Source organism: Rhodococcus sp. 06-235-1A, assembly GCF_002258785.1.
In the GTDB taxonomy this organism is placed as follows: Bacteria; Actinomycetota; Actinomycetes; order Mycobacteriales; family Mycobacteriaceae; genus Rhodococcoides.
In genome coordinates this window covers 489462-511247 of the sequence record NZ_NOYI01000012.1, presented here as the reverse complement: position 1 = coordinate 511247, position 21786 = coordinate 489462, and the positions used below count along the sequence as shown (strand labels likewise).

21 protein-coding genes are annotated in these 21786 nt (G+C 64.3%); 8 read left to right on the top strand and 13 right to left on the bottom strand.

Features of this window, described 5'->3' with window-relative positions; translation table 11 throughout:
• The first annotated feature begins 6 nt into the window (after positions 1 to 6).
• The gene (locus tag CH275_RS12880) at positions 7 to 291 is read left to right on the top strand and encodes a WhiB family transcriptional regulator (RefSeq protein WP_094678572.1); all 285 of its coding nucleotides are present in this window, start codon (positions 7 to 9) and stop codon (positions 289 to 291) included.
• On the opposite strand, the gene CH275_RS12875 is transcribed toward CH275_RS12880, so the two are convergent.
• Genes CH275_RS12875 through CH275_RS12855 form a run of 5 tightly spaced genes read right to left on the bottom strand, consistent with a single transcriptional unit; the run spans position 269 to position 6297 of the window.
• Positions 269 to 1078: an HpcH/HpaI aldolase/citrate lyase family protein gene (locus CH275_RS12875; protein WP_094678570.1), complete on the bottom strand. Its 810-nt coding sequence runs from the start codon at positions 1076 to 1078 to the stop codon at positions 269 to 271. The genes CH275_RS12880 and CH275_RS12875 overlap by 23 nt on opposite strands.
• Positions 1075 to 1560, bottom strand: coding sequence for a MaoC family dehydratase (locus CH275_RS12870; protein ID WP_331712071.1), 486 nt, complete (start codon positions 1558 to 1560; stop codon positions 1075 to 1077). Before CH275_RS12870 ends, CH275_RS12875 begins: the two co-directional genes overlap by 4 nt.
• Positions 1557 to 2723, bottom strand: coding sequence for an acyl-CoA dehydrogenase family protein (locus CH275_RS12865; RefSeq protein WP_094678568.1), 1167 nt, complete (start codon positions 2721 to 2723; stop codon positions 1557 to 1559). The genes CH275_RS12870 and CH275_RS12865 overlap by 4 nt, the downstream gene beginning before the upstream one ends.
• Complete coding sequence (locus tag CH275_RS12860) at positions 2720 to 4714, bottom strand: acetyl/propionyl/methylcrotonyl-CoA carboxylase subunit alpha (protein WP_094678777.1); 1995 nt, start codon at positions 4712 to 4714, stop codon at positions 2720 to 2722. The genes CH275_RS12865 and CH275_RS12860 overlap by 4 nt, the downstream gene beginning before the upstream one ends.
• 5 nt (positions 4715 to 4719) lie before the next feature.
• Positions 4720 to 6297, bottom strand: a complete 1578-nt coding sequence (locus tag CH275_RS12855; protein ID WP_094678566.1) for a carboxyl transferase domain-containing protein — start codon at positions 6295 to 6297, stop codon at positions 4720 to 4722.
• A 123-nt stretch (positions 6298 to 6420) separates the two neighbouring features.
• On the opposite strand from CH275_RS12855, the gene CH275_RS12850 reads away from it, so the two are divergent.
• The 3 genes from CH275_RS12850 (at position 6421) to CH275_RS12840 (ending at position 9432) form a co-directional block, all read left to right on the top strand.
• The gene (locus CH275_RS12850; protein WP_094678564.1) at positions 6421 to 7074 is read left to right on the top strand and encodes an SACE_7040 family transcriptional regulator; all 654 of its coding nucleotides are present in this window, start codon (positions 6421 to 6423) and stop codon (positions 7072 to 7074) included.
• A gap of 79 nt (positions 7075 to 7153) precedes the next feature.
• Positions 7154 to 8278, top strand: coding sequence for a HoxN/HupN/NixA family nickel/cobalt transporter (locus tag CH275_RS12845; RefSeq protein ID WP_094678562.1), 1125 nt, complete (start codon positions 7154 to 7156; stop codon positions 8276 to 8278).
• 53 nt (positions 8279 to 8331) lie between these two features.
• On the top strand, positions 8332 to 9432 hold the full coding sequence (locus CH275_RS12840) for a lipase family protein (protein ID WP_143546770.1): 1101 nt from the start codon (positions 8332 to 8334) through the stop codon (positions 9430 to 9432).
• On the opposite strand, the gene CH275_RS12835 is transcribed toward CH275_RS12840, so the two are convergent.
• From CH275_RS12835 to CH275_RS12820, 4 genes are read right to left on the bottom strand one after another with little or no spacing between them, the layout of a single operon-like run.
• Positions 9429 to 10244: an SDR family oxidoreductase gene (locus CH275_RS12835; RefSeq protein ID WP_094678558.1), complete on the bottom strand. Its 816-nt coding sequence runs from the start codon at positions 10242 to 10244 to the stop codon at positions 9429 to 9431. The genes CH275_RS12840 and CH275_RS12835 overlap by 4 nt on opposite strands.
• Complete coding sequence (gene mhpA / locus CH275_RS12830; RefSeq protein WP_094678556.1) at positions 10241 to 11866, bottom strand: bifunctional 3-(3-hydroxy-phenyl)propionate/3-hydroxycinnamic acid hydroxylase MhpA; 1626 nt, start codon at positions 11864 to 11866, stop codon at positions 10241 to 10243. The genes CH275_RS12835 and mhpA overlap by 4 nt, the downstream gene beginning before the upstream one ends.
• The gene (locus CH275_RS12825) at positions 11863 to 12798 is read right to left on the bottom strand and encodes a fumarylacetoacetate hydrolase family protein (RefSeq protein ID WP_094678554.1); all 936 of its coding nucleotides are present in this window, start codon (positions 12796 to 12798) and stop codon (positions 11863 to 11865) included. The genes mhpA and CH275_RS12825 overlap by 4 nt, the downstream gene beginning before the upstream one ends.
• Complete coding sequence (locus CH275_RS12820) at positions 12795 to 13928, bottom strand: VOC family protein (RefSeq protein ID WP_094678552.1); 1134 nt, start codon at positions 13926 to 13928, stop codon at positions 12795 to 12797. The genes CH275_RS12825 and CH275_RS12820 overlap by 4 nt, the downstream gene beginning before the upstream one ends.
• A 124-nt stretch (positions 13929 to 14052) precedes the next feature.
• On the opposite strand from CH275_RS12820, the gene CH275_RS12815 reads away from it, so the two are divergent.
• The gene (locus CH275_RS12815) at positions 14053 to 14706 is read left to right on the top strand and encodes a TetR/AcrR family transcriptional regulator (protein WP_094678550.1); all 654 of its coding nucleotides are present in this window, start codon (positions 14053 to 14055) and stop codon (positions 14704 to 14706) included.
• Positions 14707 to 14722: 16 nt separating this feature from the next.
• On the opposite strand, the gene CH275_RS12810 is transcribed toward CH275_RS12815, so the two are convergent.
• The 4 genes from CH275_RS12810 to CH275_RS12795 are packed head-to-tail and all read right to left on the bottom strand — an operon-like array spanning position 14723 to position 19121.
• The gene (locus CH275_RS12810; protein ID WP_094678548.1) at positions 14723 to 15556 is read right to left on the bottom strand and encodes an SDR family NAD(P)-dependent oxidoreductase; all 834 of its coding nucleotides are present in this window, start codon (positions 15554 to 15556) and stop codon (positions 14723 to 14725) included.
• Positions 15553 to 17088: a flavin-containing monooxygenase gene (locus CH275_RS12805; RefSeq protein WP_094678546.1), complete on the bottom strand. Its 1536-nt coding sequence runs from the start codon at positions 17086 to 17088 to the stop codon at positions 15553 to 15555. Before CH275_RS12805 ends, CH275_RS12810 begins: the two co-directional genes overlap by 4 nt.
• Before the next feature lie 12 nt (positions 17089 to 17100).
• The gene (locus CH275_RS12800; protein ID WP_256990996.1) at positions 17101 to 18210 is read right to left on the bottom strand and encodes a PDR/VanB family oxidoreductase; all 1110 of its coding nucleotides are present in this window, start codon (positions 18208 to 18210) and stop codon (positions 17101 to 17103) included.
• On the bottom strand, positions 18207 to 19121 hold the full coding sequence (locus CH275_RS12795; protein ID WP_094678544.1) for a metal-dependent hydrolase: 915 nt from the start codon (positions 19119 to 19121) through the stop codon (positions 18207 to 18209). The genes CH275_RS12800 and CH275_RS12795 overlap by 4 nt, the downstream gene beginning before the upstream one ends.
• A gap of 102 nt (positions 19122 to 19223) precedes the next feature.
• Here CH275_RS12795 and CH275_RS12790 point away from each other — a divergent pair, with 102 nt between their 5' ends.
• The 3 genes from CH275_RS12790 to CH275_RS12780 are packed head-to-tail and all read left to right on the top strand — an operon-like array spanning position 19224 to position 21782.
• Positions 19224 to 19808 (top strand): TetR/AcrR family transcriptional regulator, encoded by a 585-nt coding sequence (locus tag CH275_RS12790; RefSeq protein ID WP_094678542.1) that lies wholly within the window; start codon positions 19224 to 19226, stop codon positions 19806 to 19808.
• 20 nt (positions 19809 to 19828) lie between these two features.
• Positions 19829 to 20884, top strand: coding sequence for an ABC transporter substrate-binding protein (locus CH275_RS12785; protein WP_094678540.1), 1056 nt, complete (start codon positions 19829 to 19831; stop codon positions 20882 to 20884).
• Positions 20885 to 20894: 10 nt separating this feature from the next.
• Positions 20895 to 21782, top strand: a complete 888-nt coding sequence (locus CH275_RS12780; RefSeq protein WP_094678538.1) for a siderophore-interacting protein — start codon at positions 20895 to 20897, stop codon at positions 21780 to 21782.
• Positions 21783 to 21786 lie beyond the last annotated feature (4 nt).

The following is a 21786-nucleotide window of genomic DNA, read 5'->3' as shown; positions in this document are numbered from 1 at the left end:
AACACCATGAAGTACAAGACACTCGACGTGCAGCTGCCTCCGCCGATCGCCGGCGTATGGGAATGGCAACTTCGAGCCCAGTGCAGAACGATGCCGATATCGATGTTCTACCCGGACAGAGGATTGCGTGGCCCTACCCTCCGTCGCATCGAGGCCGAGGCAAAGGCCATCTGTCGGCAATGTCCGGTACTCGAGTCCTGCCTGGCACATGCCGAGCAATGCGACGAGCCTTACGGAATCTGGGGTGGGCTGACCGAACGCGAGAGGACTACGAGGGTCGACGCGAGATGATGCGTCGAGCGTGCGCGAGAACGGGTGCATCGACCATCTGCCCACGGAAAGCGAACACGCCGCGGTTGTGCGCGACGGCGTCGAGTACGGCCTTAGCCCACTCGACATCGTCGGGGGACGGTGCGTAGGCGTCGCGAATGACGGGGATGTGGCTCGGGTGAATGGCCACCTTGCCGTCGAACCCGACGGCCACGGCATCGTCTGCTTCCGCCCGCACGCCATCGAGATCGGGGATGTCGAGGAACACCGAGTCCAGTGCGAACACCCCGCGGGCCTTGGCTGCTAGCAAGGTCTGCGACCGAACATGCTGCGCCACATCACGATACTGCCCACCGGTGTGTCTGCTCGAGTTGCCACCCATTGCAGCCACCAGATCCTCGGCACCCCACATGGCACCGATCGCATTCTCGGCGGCAAGGGCGTCGAACACTGTGATCGCACCGAGTGGGGACTCGATCAGCGCGACGACATTCAGCGGACCCAGTGCCGCAATCTGTTCTACCGATTCACATTTGGGGAGCATGATGGTCGTGTACTCGGTCTGCTCCAACGCCTGGAGATCGGCTGCCTGATCACCGGTTCCGTACGCATTGATGCGGACGACGGTTCTCGATGGGTCCAGTGGGGTCGACAGTACGGACTCACGAGCACCCGCCTTGTCTGCGGCACCCACGGCGTCCTCGAGATCGAGGATCACGACATCGGCTCGGGCTGCTGCCTTCTCGTAACGCTCGGGACGGTCTGCCGGGCAGAACAGCCACGCCGGTCCCGGCGGAACCCAGTTCACGACGCCTCCTCCGGTGGTTGCATCCGGACGAGTGTCTTGCGAACTGCGATGGCGACGACGTCTCCGTGCTGATTTCGGCCGGTATGGGTGAACGTCACGATGCCTTCGCCGGGGCGAGACTTCGACTCTCGCTTGTCCGAGATCACCGTCTCCGCGTACAGCGTGTCGCCGTGGAACAGCGGCTTGGGAAAGGAGACCTCGGAGAAGCCGAGATTCGCCACGATGGTGCCCTGCGTCAACTGCGTCACCGACAGTCCGACGAGGGTCGAGACGGTGAACATCGAATTCACCAGTCGCTGGCCGAACGCTGTTGTCTCACTGTAGGCGGCGTCGAGGTGCAAGGCCTGGGTGTTCATGGTCTGGGTGGTGAACAGGGTGTTGTCGGCCTCGGTGATGGTGCGACCGGGTCGGTGCTCGTAGACGGTGCCCAGTTCCATCTCCTCGAACCACAGGCCGCGTTGCCGAATCCGCTTGTCGCTCACAGTCCCAGGCTCCTGGCGATCAGCATCAGCTGAACCTCGGTTGTACCCTCGCCGATTTCCAGGATCTTGCTGTCGCGGTAGTGACGGGCGACGACGTACTCGTTCATGAAACCGTAGCCGCCGTGAATCTGCGTGGCGTCGCGCGCGTTGTCCATGGCCGCCTCGGAGGCGACGAGCTTGGCGATGGACGCCGCCTTCTTGAACGGCTTGCCCGCCAACATCAGTGCCGCTGCGTCGTAGTACGCGGTGCGCGCGGTGTGCGCGCGGGCCTCCATGCGAGCGATCTTGAACGAGATCGCCTGATTGCGCGCGATCGGAGCACCGAAGGCCTCACGCTCCTTGGCGTACTTCACGCTCTCGTCCACGCAGCCCTGCGCCGCACCCACCGACACCGCCGCGATCGCGATCCGGCCCTCGTCGAGGATGTGCAGGAAGTTCGCGTATCCGCGGCCTTCCTGCCCGAGCAGATTCTCCTGCGGCACCCGCACATCGGTGAAGCTGAGCGGGTGCGTGTCGGAGGCGTTCCAGCCGACCTTGTTGTAGGCCGGTTCTGCGACGAAGCCGGGGGTGTTCGTGGGAACGAGGATCGACGAGATCTGCTTGCGTCCGGTCGCCTCGTCGACGCCCGTCACCGCGGTGACGGTGACGAGCTCGGTGATGTCGGTGCCGGAGTTGGTGATGAACTGCTTGCTGCCGTTGATGATCCAGTCACCACCGTCGCGCTTGGCCGTGGTCTTGGTGCCGCCCGCGTCGCTGCCGGCTCCGGGCTCGGTCAGACCGAACGCGGCCAGGGCCTTACCTGCGGTGAGCTTGGGTAGCCACTGCTGCTTCTGCGCGTCGTTGCCGAAGCGGTACACCGGCATGGCACCGAGCGAGACACCGGCTTCGAGTGTCATGGCGACGCTCTGATCGACCTTGCCGAGCTCCTCGAGCGCCAGGCACAGCGCGAAGTAGTCGCCGCCCATACCGCCGAATTCCTCCGGAAACGGCAGACCGAACAGCCCCATCTCGGCCATGCCGGCGACGACCTCGTACGGAAAGGAATGCTCGGCATCGTGTTTCGCCGAGACCGGTGCGACAACCGTGCGGGTGAAGTCGGCAACGGACTTCACCAGTTGCTGGTACTCGTCGGGCAGATTCGACGACGACAGGTGATCGGTCATGGCTGGTCCTCTTCGGTGTGTGTGGGAACGATTCGGGCGAGAATCTGGTCGACGCGGACCTGATCGCCGACGGCGACAGTCAGTTCGACCGTGCCGTCGATCGGGGTGGTCAGGGTGTGTTCCATCTTCATCGCCTCGACGACGACGATGGCGGCGCCTGCGGTGACGGCACTGCCGGAGGCGGTTCCGATCGCGATGATCGAGCCCGGCATCGGCGAGAGGATCTCGGCGTCACCGGAGTGGGCATCGTCTGCACGGACGCTCGCCTCAGCGATCCGATCGATGCGCCAGGTACCACGAGAACTGGAAATCCATGTGGCCGAGCCGTTTCGGGCGAAAGTAATCGATTCGCGTATACCGTCGATCACCAGATTCACGGAATTCTCGGTGGCCGTCGCCCGCAGGGTGCGTGGGGATCCCTCGTCGACGACGACCGTCGCCGCGTCGAGGGTTCCGGTGATGGACACGTGCGCCGTCCGACCTCCGGACGCGAGCCGACGATGGAACGACGCATGTCCGCCGACTCGCCACCCCGATGGTGCTGCCCAGATGTCGTGGCCCGCAGACTGCCAGACGTTCAGCCACTCCACCGCGGTGGCAGCGATCAGCGCCTCGTCGGTTGCCTCGGCAGCTACGAAATCCTCCACCCGCCGGTCGAGCAGCCCGGTGTCGAGGTTGCCGGCACGGACGTCGTTGTCGGCGAGCAGGAATCGCGCGAATTCGATGTTCGTGACGACTCCGAGCACGGAGGTGTCGGCGAGCGCCCGATCCAAGCTACGTAGTGCAGTGCTGCGGTCGGGGCCGTAGGCGATGACTTTCGAGAGCATCGGGTCGTAGTTGCTGCCCACCTCGGTTCCGACGGCGAGGCCGGAGTCGACGCGGATGCCGGGGCCGGTGGGTTCACGCAATCCGACGACGGTGCCCCCGGTGGGAAGGAATCCGCGGCCGGGATCCTCGGCGTAGACGCGTGCCTCGATGGCATGTCCGGTCAGCTGAATGTCGTTCTGGCTCAGGGTGAGTGCTTCACCGGCAGCCACACGCACCTGCCATTCGACGAGGTCGAGTCCGGTGACCATCTCGGTGACCGGGTGTTCGACCTGCAGGCGGGTGTTCATCTCCATGAAGAAGAACTCGTCGGGGCGCTCGGCCGAGACGATGAATTCGACTGTGCCGGCACCGGAGTAGTCGACACTGCGTGCGGTGTTGCAGGCGGCCTCGCCGATGCGCGCGCGAGTTGCCTCGTCGAGCAGGGGCGACGGCGCCTCCTCGATGACCTTCTGATGCCTGCGCTGCAGGCTGCACTCACGTTCGCCGAGGTGGATGACGTTGCCGTGTCCGTCGGCGAGGATTTGTACCTCGATGTGCCGGGGCCGCAACACGAATCGTTCGAGGAAGAGGGTGTCGTCGCCGAACGACGAGGCCGCTTCCCGGCGTGCGCTGGTCAACGCCGCGGGTAGATCCTCGGCGCGCTCGACCAGACGCATACCCTTTCCGCCGCCACCCGCGGACGGCTTGACCAGGACAGGGAATCCGACGTCCGGCGCGCCGCCGATCAGGTCGTCGTCGGTGAGGCCGGGGCGAGAGATTCCCGGGACGACGGGTACGCCGAACGCGCTGACGGCGGCCTTGGCGGCGATCTTGTCACCCATCACTTCGATGGCTTTCGCCGGTGGCCCCAGGAATGCGATTCCGGATTCGGCACAGGCGGATGCGAATTCGGAGTTCTCGGAGAGGAATCCGTATCCGGGATGAATTCCCTGTGCTCCGGTGGCTTTCGCGGCCGCGATCACCTTGCCGATGTCGAGGTAGCTCTCGCGAGCGTTGGCGGGACCGAGGCGGACCGCGGTGTCGGCCTCGTGGACGTGGCGGGCGTCGGCATCGGCGTCGCTGTAGACGGCGACGGTGCGAATTCCCATGCGACGCAGTGTTCGTGCTACCCGCACGGCGATCTCGCCGCGGTTGGCGATCAGAACGGTGTCTATCGTGGTCATGTCTGTCACATCCTGAAAACGCCGTAGGAGACCGGCTCGAGCGGTGCGTTGGCGCACGCCGAGAGTGCCAGTCCGAGAACCTGCCTGGTGTCGGCCGGGTCGATGATGCCGTCGTCCCACAGGCGGGCCGTCGAATAGTAGGGGTTGCCCTGGCTTTCGTACTGCTCGCGAATCGGAGCCTTGAACGATTCCTGGTCCTCGTCGCTCCACGGTTTTCCTGCCGCGTCGAGTTGCTCGCTGCGCACCGTGGCGAGCACCGACGCGGCCTGCTCGCCGCCCATCACTGAGATTCGGGCGTTGGGCCACATGAACAGGAAACGCGGCGAATACGCTCTGCCGCACATCGAGTAGTTGCCTGCGCCGTAGGAGCCGCCGATGACGACGGTGATCTTGGGGACGCGGGCACAGGCCACCGCGGTGACCATCTTCGCTCCGTGCTTGGCGATGCCGCCTGCCTCGTAGTCGCGGCCGACCATGAAGCCGGAGATGTTCTGCAGGAAGACGAGCGGGATGCTGCGCTTGTCGCACAGTTCGATGAAATGTGCGCCCTTCATGGCAGATTCGGCGAACAGCACACCGTTGTTGGCAATGATTCCGACCGGATGGCCGTGGAGGTGGGCGAATCCGGTGACGAGTGTCTTGCCGTATTCGGCCTTGAACTCGTCGAATTCGCCTGCGTCGACGACGCGGGTGATCACCTCACGCACGTCGTACGGGGTGCGGGGATCGGTGGGGACGACGTCGTAGAGTTCGGTCCGGTCGGCGATGGGTTCACGCGTCGTGACGACGTCCCATGGCCGGGGCGTGCGGGGCCCGAGGGTCGAGACGATACGTCGGACGCGCTGCAGTGCGTCTCGATCGTCGTCGGCCAGATGGTCGGTCACGCCGGAGATCTTCGAGTGCAGATCACCGCCGCCGAGTTCCTCTGCCGTGACGACCTCACCGGTCGCGGCCTTCACCAGCGGCGGGCCGCCGAGGAAGATCGTGCCCTGGTTCTTGACGATGATCGCTTCGTCGCTCATCGCAGGCACGTAGGCACCGCCCGCCGTGCACGAACCCATGACGGCGGCGATCTGCGCAATTCCTTTGGCGCTCATGGTCGCCTGGTTGAAGAAGATCCGGCCGAAGTGGTCGCGGTCTGGGAACACCTCGTCTTGGCGTGGGAGGAATGCGCCGCCCGAGTCGACGAGGTAGATGCACGGCAGGGTGTTCTGCAGTGCGATCTCCTGAGCGCGAAGGTGCTTCTTCACCGTCATCGGGTAGTACGTGCCGCCCTTGACGGTGGCGTCGTTGGCGATGATCACGCACTCGCGTCCGGAGACGCGGCCGATGCCGGCGATCACTCCGGCACCGGGGCACTCGTCGTCGTAGAGGCCGTTGGCGGCCAGGGGAGCGATCTCGAGGAACGGACTGCCGGGATCGAGTAGCTCGTCGACGCGGTCGCGGGGGAGGAGCTTGCCGCGTGCGAGGTGGCGTTCCCTCGATTTTTCGCTGCCGCCGAGCGCCGCTGCAGCGAGTCGTTCGGAAAGCTCGCTGGTGAGACGCTCGTGATCTGCCCGGTTGGCAGCAATATCGATTGCCATGAGGTGCACGCCTTAGGGGTTGGACGCCGGTGTCACAGGAGTTCAGTTAATGGTTGATAACTGACATCATAGTAAACTACGATTAACTGAGAGTCCAGAGTCCAGAGTCCAGAGTCGAGGGGGGTGCAGGAGTTGGAGGCAAAGCCGACCACGGTGCGAGAGCAACGCAAGGCCGAGCGTCGGCAGCAGTTGCTCGACGCTGCAGCGTCACTGTTCGCCGAACGCGGCTTCACCTCGGTGCGGCTCGAGGATCTGGGCGCGGCAGTCGGAATCAGTGGCCCCGCCGTCTACCGCCACTTCCCGAACAAGGAAGCAGTGCTCGTCGAATTGATGGTCGGAATCTCGGAGTACCTGCTCGACGGCGGGCGCCAGGTGGTCGGCCGAGAGGCTGTCGACGCGGGCACAGTGGTGGCCTTGGTCGAGTTCCACCTCGACTTTGCTTTCGACACACCGGCATTCATCAGAATCCAGGATCGCGACCTGCAGAGCCTTCCCGAGGGCGCTCGACGCAAGGTACGCCGGATGCAGCGTGAGTACGTGGAACTGTGGGTCGAGGTGCTGTGTGCCGTCGACCCGGAATTGAACGAATCCGACGCGCGAACCACGGCGCACGCGGTCTTCGGTCTGATCAACTCGACGCCCTACAGCGCGGGGCGTACTCCGTCTCGTAGTGCCAGGCCGGTGCTGCGAGCAATGGCGCTGACGGCGTTGAAAGCACTCACCTCAGCGCCCACAATTCGCTCCACCGATCGCGATCCCGTCTACAGACACGAATAGTGGACACTCAGCGCACCTACGACGCTGTCGCGCGGCAGCGCGGGAAGAGTTATCCGTCGATGTCGGCCACAATGTCTGAATGACGATTGAGCTATCGCGAGCCGAGCTCGGCAGACGCCAGAGTCGATTCACACGCGACGAGGTTCCTCGGCTGCTGGCGATGGCCGGCTTCATTGCCGCCCTGCATGTGATCGGGTGGGGGCTGTTCACCCATTACGACTCCATTCCCAGCATTCACGGACTCACCGGAGCCGACGGCACGCTCGTCTACGCCGGAGCGGGCGTGCTGGCATACACCCTCGGTCTCAGGCATGCGTTCGACGCCGATCACATTGCCGCCATCGACGACACCACCCGCTTTCTGCTGCAGAAGGGCAAGCGGCCGTTGGCCGTCGGGCTGTTCTTCTCGCTGGGGCATTCGACGGTCGTGTTCGTGTTCGTCGCCGCGATTGCCTTCGTTGCGTCGCAGGCGACGGCATTCCAGGACGCGTTCGCCGGAGTAGGTGGCATCATCGGCACGCTGGTGTCCGGAACCTTCCTGTATCTCATCGCCGCGTTGAACATCGCAGTGCTCGCGGGAATCGTCGGAGTCTGGCGGCGCGCGAAACGAGGCGAGTTCACCGAAGCCGGCCTCGACGAGCTGCTGGCCAAGCGCGGGCTGATGAATCGACTGTTCCGGGGCCGCTACGACAAGATGATCAACCACTCGTGGCAGATGTACCCCCTCGGCCTGCTGTTCGGTCTCGGTTTCGATACCGCCACTCAGGTCGGTCTGCTCGCCATCGCCGGCACCACCGCTATCGCCGGCGGACTCCCCCCGATGGCGATCATCGCGCTGCCGGTCCTGTTCGCGGCGGGTATGACCACGATGGACACCATCGACGGCATCTTCATGTCCAAGGCCTACGGCTGGGCGTTCGTCACCCCGGTCCGCAAGATCTACTACAACATGACCATGACGGGACTGTCCGTCTTCGTAGCCCTGGTGATCGGGACGGTGCAGCTGCTGACCCTGCTTGCCGAGCAGTTCGAGCTGACCGGTGGATTGTGGGACGCACTGGCCGTCATCGATCTGGGCCTCGCCGGCCAACTCGTCGTCGGCACGTTCTTCGTTGTCTGGATCGGCGCGGTCGTGTATTACAAGGTGGCGCGCATCGACGAACGCGGTGCACCCTCACTCTCGAATGCAACGGAGACCCAGTGATTGCTCGTCGTCGGATCGGTGTCCTCGCAGTCGTCGCGGCGCTCGCGTCGAGCATGGCTGCTGGCCTGTTGGCCGCCCCTGCCTCGGCTGCTCCGGTGATCACGCAGGACATCGGCGACGTCGTCTCCAGTCGTGAGCTGCCACAGGACTTCTGGATTCCCGGTTCGGCCTCGGCCGAGGTGCTCACCTACGTCACCACCGACACGTTCGGCGAGAAGGCGCTCAGCACCGGCACCGTCTTCCTCCCGCAGGGCACTGCCCCCGACGGCGGGTGGCCGGTGATCTCGTGGGCCCACGGCACCTCCGGACTCGGTGACTCGTGCGCGCCGTCCGTTGCGGGACCTGCGTTGGCGGAACGAGATCTGCCATACCTGGGGAACTGGCTCGCGCAGGGCTACGCCATCGTCGCCAGTGACTATGCCGGACTCGGAACACCTGGCTTGCCCACGTATCTCGACGGTAGGACCACGGCACACAACGTCGTGGACATGGTCAAGGCCGGTCGCAACTACAGCGAAGACCTCTCGCGATCCTGGGTGGCTGTCGGCCAGTCGCAGGGCGGCGGAGCAGCGATCTACACCGCTCGGTACGCAACGGAATTCGGCGGACCCGATCTCGACTACCGCGGAGCGGTCGGTACCGGAACTCCGGCGTACATCGAGAAATTGGTCTCGATCGGTGGACCGGGAGTTCCGCCCGTGGAGTTACCGTCGGGACTGACCGCCTACGTCGCCTACATCGGCGCTTCGTTGCGTTACGCGCACCCCGAGCTCGGGCTGGACAACATCCTGACCCCGCTCGGAAAGAAGTACGCAGATCTGGCCGAGACGGCGTGCGTGTCGGACTTCGAGGAGCAACTCGACGGTGTGACGATCGGTGACTTCTTCACTGCGCCACTGACCAGCCTGCCCAATTTCACGGCCGTGCTCGACGACTACATGGCGATGCCCGAAACCGGATTCGACAAGCCGTTCTTCATGGGAAACGGACTGCAGGACATCGACGTTCCGTTCCCGACCACCGCCGCGTACGTCGCCCGTCTCACGGCCGACGGTCAGCCGGTGACGTTCCGGGCCTACAACACCGACCACAGTGGAGCCCTCGTCCAGTCACAGGCCGACACCATCCCGTTCGTCGCAGGACTGTTCCGCTAACTGATCGGACGCTTGCTGGGCAGTCCGTATGCGCGGGCCGTGAACTTCTCGAGCACGGTGCGTGGCAGCAACCGCTGGGCGAGAAACACTGCAGGCGCATTGCTGCCGACGGCGTAGATCGGGAGAGTCTTCTTGTCCTCGACCGCTCTCAGCACGGTTTTGGCGACCGTCTCGGCGGTGATGCCCTGTGCCTCTTTGGCGTCCAGCTTCGCGATCACCGTGGTGAAGTCGCGAAGGTACGGCGAATGCGGTCCGCAGTACTTGGTACGCCGGGCGGACAGGCCCGTGGCGATGGAGCCGGGTTCGACTGTGGTGATGTCGATTCCGTAGGGCTCGAGCTCGAACCGCGCCGCCGTGGCGAACCCCTTGATCGCAGCCTTGGTGGCGGCGTACGAGGAACGGTAGGCCAGGGGAAAGCTGGCGAGCATCGATCCGATGTTTATGATTCTGCCGCGGCCGCGCTCACGCATGGCCGGTAGTACGGCCTGGGTCAGCTCGATCGCGCCGAAGACGTTGAGCTGGAACAGCCGAGTGATTGCGTCGATGGGGAGTTCTTCGATGGGGCCGCACTGGCTTTCGCCTGCATTGTTGATCAGCACGTCTATCGGGGTGTCGCCGACTCCGTCCACGAACGCACGAATCGATTCCGGATCCGTCAGATCCAGATCGCGGTAGTCGACGCCAGGGATCGGGTCGGTCACGTTCGAGCTGTTGCGGCTCGTCCCGATGACGTGGTAGCCGCGAGCGATCAGAATCTCGGCGACGGCCTCACCGATCCCGGACGTCGCTCCGGTGACAATTGCAGTGTTCATCTACGCCTCTTGGGTGCGGTGCGAGTAGCAGTTGGCTTCGTCGCAGTGGGTTTTGTCGCAGTGGGTTTCGGACAGGCAAGCCGGTGATACGCGGTCGTCGGCATTTTCGTGTGCAGCGCGGGTACGGATGTGCCCGACGCCATGACGGTGCGGTCCGGCCGCACGATGGCTGCGACAGCTCGTCCGCTCCGCAGCCAGGCACCGAGATCCGACGATGCCGCGACCTCCACCACGACGGCGCCGCGACGCTCGACTTCTCGACGATGCTCGGATGTCAGCGGGGTCGACGAGACGAACAGGAACTGCCCCGGTGCCAGGTCGTCCAGTCGAGTCCCGTTGTCCAACGGTCTGTTCGGGCAGAGCTTGCCGGCGAGAGTGCGGATCTGCGTGGGTGAGCGCAGGACGTACTGCGAACGCGTGAGCGAGGGAGTGGTACTGGCCGTCACCTTCGCCCCGACGAACGGCAGCCGACCGAGAGCGGGGGCGATACTCGAACGGAAGACGGCGGTGAGCGTGCTGCCGCCGGTCATGGCCCAACCTATCGCGACCGCCAGCTCGATCATGGACTTGGCGTGTGCTTTTCGCTCTGTCTCGTAGCTTTCGAGTGCCGAATCGCCGAGGTGCCCGTCGAGGACGCCGACGATCTTCCAGATCAGGTTGCGGGCATCTCTGAGTCCGGCACCCATGCCCTGTCCGATGAAGGGAGGCGTCAGATGTGCGGCGTCGCCGAGTAGGAATACCCGTCGATCACGCCAGCGGTCGACAACCTGTGCACGAAAGGTGTACTCGGCGCAACGAATCAGCTCCATGTCCGGCTCGTCGATCGATTCCAGCCACGGTGCGATCAACGGACGGATCGACGCCAGGTCGGGGAAGGCGGCCGTGGTCTCGTCGTCGCGCAAACGAAACTCCCAGCGATAGCGGCTGGTGCCGATGCGCATGTACGTCGCCGATCGCTCCGCGTCGCACACCTGGTGCACGCCGTCCCACTGGTCCAGATCGGCGTCGGTCGCGATGTCGACCACCAGCCACCGCTGCGCGAACCCGAGGTCCTGCATCTTCGACCCGATGGATGACCGCACGATGCTGTTGGCTCCGTCGCACCCGAGAACGTAGTCGGCGGTCACCCAGTGCGGTGTCCCGTCCTCGGTGGAGGTGTACCGCACCCGTACCGAATTTTCGAGATTCTGCACGTCGGTGATCTCGCAGTTGCCACGCATCTCCACGGAATCGAATCGCCTGATGTGCGACCGCATCAGGCGTTCGAGATCGGGTTGATCGAACATGTTGGCCTGCGGGTAACCGTGCGGTCGATCGTCGGGATCCCGCTCGAACTCGGCCAGCGTGCGGATCTGCTTGTCGCACAACCGCAGCCCGCGACCTGGGCGTGAGATGGTCGCGAAGTCCTCTGCCAGTCCGATGTCGCCCAGAATGCGGTACACCTCGTCGTCGAGGTGGACTGCGCGGGGCTGTGGGTAGACGTCCTCCCACCTGTCCAGCACGAGGCAGGAGACGCCGTACCTACCCAGCAGCAATGCAGCGGTCATGCCGGTCGGACCTGCACCGACAATCACTACCGGGTAGTGGGTGCCGTTCCGTCCAGCGGACTCACCTCCGGTCATCGGTAGGAGACCCGGGTGCGTTGGACCCCCAGATCGAGGGCTCCGTCGGGAGTGGAGCACGTCAGTTCGAGCACGTCACCGTCCTGCAGAAACGCGGGATTCTTGGCCTGCTTCTTGAAGAAGACCTTCCACTTCACCGACGGCGGAACCAGCGATCCGATCATTTCGATCGGCTTGGCCGGGGCCTTCAATGCGGTGCCTCCCGGCGTACCGGTGAGCAGCAGGTCGCCCGGGTCGATCCGCTGGAACTTGCTCAGCGCCTTCAGCGATTCGACCGGTCGGTAGATCATGTCGGCAACCGTACTGTCCTGTCGCACCGAGCCATTGACGCGCAAGGTCAGTGCGAGGTCGCCGAACCGATCGAACTCGCCGTCTTCGAGCAGCACGAGGCGGGGCCCCACCGGAGTGAAGGTGGGATACGACTTGCCCTCGTAGAACTGAGTTTTGGGCAACTGGACGTCGCGCGCCGAGACGTCGTTGGTGATCACGAGGCCTGCGACGTACTCGGCCACGTTGGAAGCGTCGATCTTGGTGCCGACGGTGAGAGTCTTGCCGAACACCAGACCGATCTCGATCTCGTAATCGAGAAGCTTCACGTGCGCAGGCTTGATCACATCGTCGGTGGGGCCGCTGATCGAACCCGAGGTCTTGCGGAAGAAGGTCAGCGGGACCGTCTCGGGGTTCATGCCCGAATCCTTGACGTGCGAGACGAAATTGGTCATGTTCGCCATCACGCGGCACGGTGCCGTGACCGGGGAGACGAGCGACAGTGTCTCCACCGCAACGACATCGGTGCCGGCGCGTGCTGCATCCACGGCCGCGCGATCGGCGAGGAGTTCGGCGGTGGTGGTCGCGGAGGTGTCGATTCGGGACGCTCCGGCCGGGGTCTCTACCCACCAGGCGTCGGCGGTGCGGAGTACAGCGATGCTCATGAGGAAGCCACTTTCATCAGGCCGCGAAGGCGTTCGGTGTCGAATTCGTTGTCGTTGCGTAGCGAGGAGAGGATCGATTTCAGCTCGTGCAGAGACGCTTTGCTCGGCGCGATTCCGAGAAAGTCCTTAGACGCAGGCGGTCCCCACTGGGCCAGGCCGGATGCGGTCATCGGTGCCCAGCCGGGCTCGAGGGAGGCGTCGAACATATCGCCGTCGCTGAAATGTTCCACCAGGAATCCGTCGGGATCACGCCAGTAGTCGAAGATCTGGCTGCCCTGGATGTGTCTGCCGATTCCCCACGAATGTCGGTACCCGCGTTGTGTCAGGTACTCACCGCCCGCAGCGATGGCGTCCAGATCCGACACCTGGTACGCCGAGTGCACGTAGCGGTTGGACGGGCCGAGAGTCATTGCGAGAGTGTGGTGGTCAGACGGAGTGCTACCGCGATCGCAGCGGATGAAACTCATCACCGGGCCCCGGCCTCGCTGGCCGTCGTAGTAGAGAAAGTCGCTCACGATCAGCCCGAGATGATGCAGGTACCAGTTCAGGTTCTCCAGATAGCCGGTGCGCTGCAGCACCACGTGGCCGAGGCGCTGCACTCGGGCGGGCTGACGTGGTGGACGCTGCGTCGCGTTGACGCGGTAGCGCGGATCGCCGAAGTTGTAGGTGTGCGTGTCCTGGCCCGGAAGCTCCGGGTGTTCGGTGTATCCCGAGACGACCTGGACGGGCTGACCGCCCGGATCGGTCAGAGTGACGGCGATACCGCCGAGGGTCTCGGGCAATCGGTGGACGCGCTGCCCGGTGGCGGCCGCCACTGTTGCGACATCGGCGTTGTCGGCGGCAGCGAAGGCCGCTCCGACGAATCGGGTTCGCTTGCCTCGTCGGATGATCACGCACGGCGAGCCGACGTGCGTACCGCGCAAATGGATCTCCTCGGGAGTGCGCAGCGAGACGGTGAACCCGAACGCAACGGCGAACGCCTCGGCCTTCACCAGGTCCGGCTTGCGAAATTCGAGCCACGCGATGTCGCGGACCTTGATGATGGGATCCTTCGCTCGACCGGGGTGCTCACCGGGGAGCGCGCCTTGGTCCACATGCATGTCCTTGTGGCCGTCGACGTCCTGTGCCATGGATCCTCCCTCGTTGGTGACAATATCGTCACCTATGACAGTGCCGTCAGTCAAGAGTATTGACAGAATCGTCAGCGGTGAGGAAAGGTCAGCGGATAGACCAGCGTAGACAGAGGTAGGGAACATGGTGGAGACCCAGAATCGCCTCGAGCGTCGCAAGGCGCGCACCCGCGGCGCACTGATCTCGGCAGCGCAAGGCTTCATCGCTCGTGGCGAGCTGAACGCGCCGATCGCGGAGATCACCCAGGCAGCCGACGTGGGGATGGGCTCCTTCTACAACCACTTCGTCAGTCGCGAACAGCTGTTCCAGTCTGCGGTCGACGGTGCCCTGGAACTGTTGGGGGCCTACCTGGACTCGTTGACCGACGCGGAAGCCGACCCCGCCGAGGCATTCACGCGATCGTTCCGAATCTCCGGCCGACTCTTTCGTCTGCAACCGGAGCTGAGCCGCGTCCTCATTCACTCCGGTCCCGAGTTGATCACCTCGCAGCACGGGCTGGGACCACGTGCGGCGCGAGACATCGTGGCCGGAATCGGCGCAGGGTATTTCCGGGTCGAGGACATACAGCTCGCCTTGGCTCTGGTGGCAGGCGCGCTGCTCGGCCTCGGTCAGCTACTGCTCGAGCAACCGGATCGTGACGACGCCGAGGCCGTGGATCGAATGGCGTACAGCGTGCTGCTCGCACTCGGAGTGCCCGACCCCGACGCACGCGACCTGTGCGCCAGGCCGCTGCCGCCCATGAGCGATGTCCCGAGCGTGGGTGTGGAGGCAGAGTAGCCCTGCCGCACGAAATTCAGTGTGTACGAGTCGATTCAAGGTCTCGGATGATCGCAGCGATCGTGCGGTCGCGGACGAGCCTGCGTTCCAGGATCGGGTTGAGGATTCCGCGGAACCAGAAGTACGGCGTCCACACGGCAGGGGCGATGAGCCGTGCGCGACGGGTACGGACCGCGTCGACCAGGAGATCTGCAGCCCGTTGAGACGCGAGTCGTCGGTTCAGCGGCCAGGGGAGCAATCCGCCGATTCGCTGACCGATCGGGTCGTCGTCGAGGGTGTGACGCGCCAGGTCGGTGTCCACCACTCCGAAGTACGCAAGACCGGCCGATGCGCCGACGGCAGCGAGTTCGATTCGCAGCGCCCGTCCGAGTTGTTCCACAGCCGCCTTGCTGACCATGTACGCAGACCCGCCCATGCCGGGAGTGAATGCAGCACAGGATGATACGAGCAAGATGTGGCCGCCGCTCGCCACGATCTCGTCGGCAGCGGCCCGTACGATGTTGAGGACACCGCCGAAGTTCACTGCCATCACCGAGTCGAAGACGGCGCGGTCGATCGACCGAATCGTGGCGGGCGGCGGCGTGATTCCGGCATTGGCGATCACGATGTCGAGGCGGCCGAACCTGTCGATCGTTGCCGCGACGCAGTCCACCATCGCTGCCGGATCGGTGACGTCGCCGGTGAGGTGAAGTGTCATGTCGGAACCGGTCGTCCCGGGTGCAAAGTCTCGATCCACCAACGCCACTCGTACTCCCGCGGACAGTAGTGACGCCACGGTCGCAGCTCCGATGCCGCGTGCCCCGCCCGTCACCAACGCGACCTTGCCGGTGAGGTCCATGGACTTGTTCATACGAGGTCCTTCGTCGTGACGAGCGTCGGATCCACACCGGACGCCGCACTCCGACAGTGATAATGGTCGAGTTCGATGGTGGACATGCGTCGAGTGAAGTTGCGGACCGAACCGGGCCAGTACGTCACGTTCCGACCCGAGGGGCTCAGGTAGTAGCTGCTGCATCCTCCCGAGTTCCACACCGACCCTGCCAGTTGCGCGTCGGTGTGGTCGGCGAACTCGGTCTGCGCCCGCTCGGTCACTTCCAGCACCGAGATCGCGTCGGAGTCCATCGCGCGCAGTGCCGCAAGAATGTAGTTCACCTGCGCCTCGATGGTGACCACCTGCGAGGTGTACACCACCGAATTGGGGCCGAGCAGCATGAAGAAGTTGGGCAGCCCGTGCACGGTGGTACCGCGGTACGACGACATCTCGCCCCCGGGCCACCTGTCCGCCAACGACTTTCCGTCCCGTCCGAGGATGCGTCGAAAGCCCGAGTGTGCGGCGACGGTGAAGCCGGTTCCGAGAACGATCGAATCTACCTCGTGCACTGTGCCGTCGGTGGTGACGATTCCCTGGGGAACGATCCGTGCGATGCCGGTGGTCTCGACGGTCACGTTCTCGCGGCACAGAGCAGGGTAGAACTTGTTGGAGAAGGTCGGGCGCTTGCAACCGAAGGCATAGGTCGGCGTGAGCTTCTCGCGAAGCATCGGATCCTTCACCTGATGGCGCAGGTGTGCACGGCCGAGCGCAGTCAGTGGTGCGAGCAGAGAGCGATGTCGAATCAGGCCGGGCACCAATGCTTCCTGGAACAGATCGAACATCCGGCGCATGGCTCGTTGCGCCGGAGGGAACGTCCTCAACACCGACCTCCCGGATTCGGAGATCAGCCGGTCGGGGTGCGGAAGAATCCACGTCGGTGTCCGCTGGAACAACGTGAGATGCCCGGCCTCGGGGGCCAGACGAGGGACGAACTGCACCGCCGAAGCACCGGTGCCGATGACGGCGAGGCGTCGCCCTTTCACACAATAGTCGTGGTCCCAGTTCGCGGAGTGGAACACTGTGCCCGAGAACGATTCCAGCCCTGCGATAGTGGGAGTCGCCGGTTCACTGAACGGGCCGAGGGCTCCGATCAGAATCCGAGAAGTCCATGTTCCTCCGCTCGTCCGTACCACCCACCGGGCATGCTCGTCGTCCCACGTCGCGTCGAGTACCTCGTGCCCGAAACGGATGCGATCGCGGATACCGAACCGATCGGTGCACTCGTTGAGATAGGCCTCGATCTCGGGCTGCAGCGGGTAGAGCCGCGTCCAGTCGGGGTTGGGCGCGAACGAGAACGAATACAGCGCCGACGGAATATCGCATTGTGCACCGGGATAGGTGTTGACGTGCCACGTTCCACCGACGGCCGTATCGCGTTCGAAGATCAGAAAGTCGCCGCGGCCTTCCTGCTCGAGCCTGATCGCCGCCCCGAGACCGCCGAAACCCGCGCCGATGATGGCGACGTCGATGTGCGGTACAGCCGTGTCGGCAGTCGAATGTGTTGCAGTCATGAGGGTCTCCTTCTACAGATCGAGGACGAGAACTTCGCCGTCGACCGCGCCACGTGAGACGCACAGGGTGAGTGAGCTTTCGCGCTCGGTTCCGCTCAGCACGCGGTCTCGGTGCTCGACGCGTCCGCCGACGAGACCCACGACGCAGGCCCCGCAGAAACCCTGGCGGCACGAGAACGGTTGATCAGGTCGAACTCGTCGTAGGGCGTCGAGGGCAGTCTCTTGCGCACCGACCTCGATGGTGTCGCCCGATCGGTCGAGCTTCATTGCGAAAGCAGTGCCGTCGACCACCGGTGCAGGCGCGAACAATTCGGTGTGGAATTCGCGAACCGCGGTGCTGCGGGCGGCCTCCTCGCGCAACCTGCGGGAGAGCGCCGCGGGACCACACACGTACATGGCAGATGATCCTGTTCCGAGACCTACGATGTCTGCCGGAATCGGGAATCTGTCGACGTCATCGGTCCTGATGATCACGTGACCGTGCGAGTGGAGAGCCATCTGCTGCAGTTCGGTGACGAACGGCAAACTCGCACGCGATCTTCCGTGGTAATAGAGCGTCCACGGTGTGCCCTCGGCGACTGCGCGTTCGATCATGGACCGGATGGGGGTGATGCCGATGCCGGCGGCGACGAAGAGGTAGTGCTCGGCTGCGGCCATCGGAAAAGCATTGCGAGGTCCGCGAACTCGTAGAACATCACCACGGGAGAGGGTATGGATCTCTGCGGAGGCCGTGCCGTCGGGAAGTCTGCGAACACTGATGCCGTAGCGCTCACCTGCGGCCGGTCGGCCGGTGAGCGAGTACTGCCGTACCGAACCGGAGGGGGTGGTGACGTCGATGTGCGCACCGGGCGACCACGTCGGCAAAGCCGCTCCGTCGAAGCGACGGAGCACCAGTGAGCGCACGTCCTCGGCCTCGTCGACGATCTCGTCGATGGTGGTGTCGAATTCGTATCCGCCGCATCGACGCGGTCGTGCCGGGGACAGGGCGGTCACGAGGGGCGAGTCGGTGACCAATCTGGCGTACACGCGTGATGCCGCAGCGATGGTTCGCAGACCTCTACCGGGTTCGGTCACCGTGAGCTCACCCAGATGGCTGTGAACCGGAGCTGCTGTAGTCGTCACTGCTGGGCAGCCAGTGCAGCGGGTGATTGTGCGAGGTATCGCACGGCCTTGTCGATGTCGCCCATCGTCGACGGGTGGAAGCCCGGTCGGATGTAGAGGGCGAGTTGTACGAACAGGAACGACAGGCCCGGAATGAGGTTCTTGCGGGACGCTCGGGCGAATGCGAGTGGCCACGGGGTATGGAATCGGCGTCGACCGGTGCGCGGGGTGGCGATCGAATTCTTGTACAGGTACGCGGCGGTGCTGAACCACAACACGGCCAATCCCGCGCTGGCTATCACTGCGGTCCGGGCGCGGCGGAATCCACCACCGTCGACGTACTGAAATGCGTCGAATGCAACGTTACGGTGTTCGAGTTCCTCGGCACCGTGCCAGCGGAGCAGGTCCAGCATCGTGGGGTCGACGCCGATGTGGTCGAATTCGGTGTTGTCCAGGAGCCATTCGCCCACGACGGCGGTGAAATGCTCTGCTGCTGCGTAAATTCCGAGGCGCTCGTTCAGCCATGCTGTGCCGGCGCGGCCGGTGAGTCCGTGGTCGCCGAACACCACGCCGACGGCGAAGCGAATGCGCTGCAGAATCGGCTCGATGTCCACTCCGTGCGAGACGAGGTAGTTGCGAAAGCTTTCGTGGGAGGACGCGTGAGTCGCTTCCTGTCCTACGAATCCCACAACTTCCTCGTGCAGTCTGCGGTCGTCGATGTGGGGAAGCGCTTGGGCGAACACGTCGGCCATCGCCCGTTCGCCTTCGGGCAGAACCAGATGCATCACGTTCCAGAAGTGGGTGGCGTACCACTCGTGCGGAATGTATTGCAGCGGAACGCCGGTCCAGTCGAACGTCACCGCACGGGCCACGATCGCGTACGACTCGTCCGTGTGGCGCGCGTTCGGGTCGATCGCTCTGTCGCGAGACATTCGAGCTCCATTCGTCGAGATGCTGATGCGGTGATGCTACATAGCAACAATGAGTGTTGCAATGTTGCAAGAAGCGATGCTGGGTGACGTTAGGATCGGACGATGCATCCAGACGGTGACGACGGGCCGATCCTCGATGCCGCGCTGGAGTTGTTCGGCGAGGTCGGCATCCCCAGAACGACCATCGGTGACGTGGCCAAGCGCGCCAAGATCAACCGGGTGACGGTGTATCGCCGCATCGGCTCCAAGGACGAGCTGGTGCGCGCGGTCATGGCACGTGAATCGACGCGGCTGTTCGTCGCGGTGGCGGCAGCGGCAGCCGAACAGTCGTCACCAGCGGATCGGGCCGCGCACGGATTCGCGACGACGATCGATTCCGTGCGGACAAACCCTGTTCTGCTCAAGATGTTCGATTCCGAGAGTGCGTTGGTGCTCGAACAGCTGACTACCAATGCATCGACATTGCTTGCGTCCGCGATCGACGCTGCTGCGCATATCGCTCGAGGAGAAGTGGACTCGGATCGGTTCGCAGTACCCGACGCTCCAGAAGTGGTGGTGCGCGTCGTGCATTCGATTCTGTTGACGCCTGCTGCCGGCGCTGCCCTCGAGACGTACGACGACTTGCTCGCCTTCGCGCACCGCAGCATCGTGCCGTTGCTCGTCAACGGTGACCACCGCGACGATTAGTTAGGCTAGGCTGCCCAGTCATGCCTAGGTTCTCTGTGTTCGACAACCGCTCGACCAGCCGAATGAGACGTCCCGCCTCTGCGCGGCGGTACGCCCTCGCCGGGTCGCTCTCCCTGGCGTTGGTCGCTCTGGTCGGCTGCTCGAGCGCCACCACGGACTTGTCGGATACCGCCGACGGTGCGAGAACCAGAACCGTGCAGGACTACTTCGGCCCAGTCGAGGTTCCCGCTGAGCCCGCACGAGTTGTCGCTGCCGACCCGATCTCCTTGGCGCTGATGCTCTCCCTCGACGCGAAGCCGGTTGCGGCGTCGTTCAATCCTCTCGCGCTCCCTGCCCACGTCGACCAGCGCGCCGCCGGTGTCGAGAACATCGCCGGTGAGGGCGGGGGATTCGATCCCAATGTGGAGGCGATCCTGGCTCAGGATCCGGACCTCATCGTGGTGGTCGCCGGCTACGACGGCGAAGGCGAGAAGGCCTGGAACAAGCCGATCTACGACAAGCTCGCCGCCAGTGGAGTACCGACCTACGGGTTCGCGTACAACGACGGGGTGTCGCTCGACGATGTGTCCAACGGCGTCGCCTCCGTGGGCGAGGTGCTCGGGAAGCAGGACAAGGCAGAGCATTTGATGCAGGACCTCACGGAGCGAATGGCCGAGTTGAAGCAGCGTGTGTCCGATACAGGACTCGCCGACAAGCCGGTCTCGGCCGTGCGGCTCAGTGAGCGGGGCGAGTATTCGATTCGCGTCGGAACCGGGGAGAGTATCGCGTTCCGCGGGTTGGGCATGGCTCAGCCCGAGGGGCAGCAGGATCCCAGTGTGTTCCGCATCGACATCACCGACGAAACGCTGAACATTCTCGCGTCCGCCGACACCCTGTTCGTGTACAACGACGAGGGATCCGATGCCGAACGAGACGCCATCAGCACCGCACCGCTGTGGTCGACACTGCCTGCCGTACAGCAGGACCGGGTGCACTGGGTGTCGGCAAGCGCGTGGAACTCGTCCGACCCCATCGGCCTCGGCCTGATCCTCGACGACATCGAAACGCTGTTCATCGAGCCGGCCGAACAGAGCTGACGGCATCGTCGTGGGCGCTCAGCGAGATGATGGTGGATACCTCACTGTACGTGTAGTCGAATCGATTCGATTGTCGCCGTCGCTGATTCGAGTGGTTTTCGACGCGTCGAACCACGGGGGTTTCAACACTAGCGGCGTGCCCGACGAGATCGTGCACCTGTACTTCCCCGCAGACGGAGAGAGTGCACCGCCCGAGATGACCCGTCGTAACGGGGTTCTCGGTCATCATGACGGGGTGGCTCGTGAATGCCGCAACTACACCGTCAGGCGCTGGGACGGGGACCGGATCACGATCGACTTCGTGGACCACGTCGGCGGGGTGGCCGCGGACTGGGCCCGCTCGGCCGAGCCGGGTATGGCGCTGGGGATGTGGGGAACTCGGTCGTGGTACGGGCCGCCCGCCGACACGGAGTGGATGTTGTTGATCGCCGATCTACCGGGGCTACCGGCTCTGTGTCGTGCACTCGAGCAATTGCCTGCCGGCCTGCGTGCGCATGCGATCGTCGAGGTGGCTCACGACGACGACGTGCAGGACATGCGGTCGGCGGCCTCGGTGACGATGGACTGGCGGGTGGCCGGAAACGGCCGCGCACCATCGGAATTGTCCGATGCCGTGCGCGCATACGAGATACCGACGGGCACCGGCTACGTCTGGTTCGGTGGCGAGGCCTCGGCAGGCAGGGCTGTACGCAAGTACTTCCGCGGTGACGTCGGCATACCCGCGAAGCGACTGGCCATCGTCGGCTACTGGCGTGACGACAAAGAGGCGTGGCTCGAACGCTATGAGCGCGTTGCCGATTCGTTGATCGACGACTACGAGCGAATCGCGCTCACCGGCATGGGTGAGGCCGAGGCCGAGATCCACTGGGACGAAATTCTCGAGCGCGCCGGTTTGTGAGCGG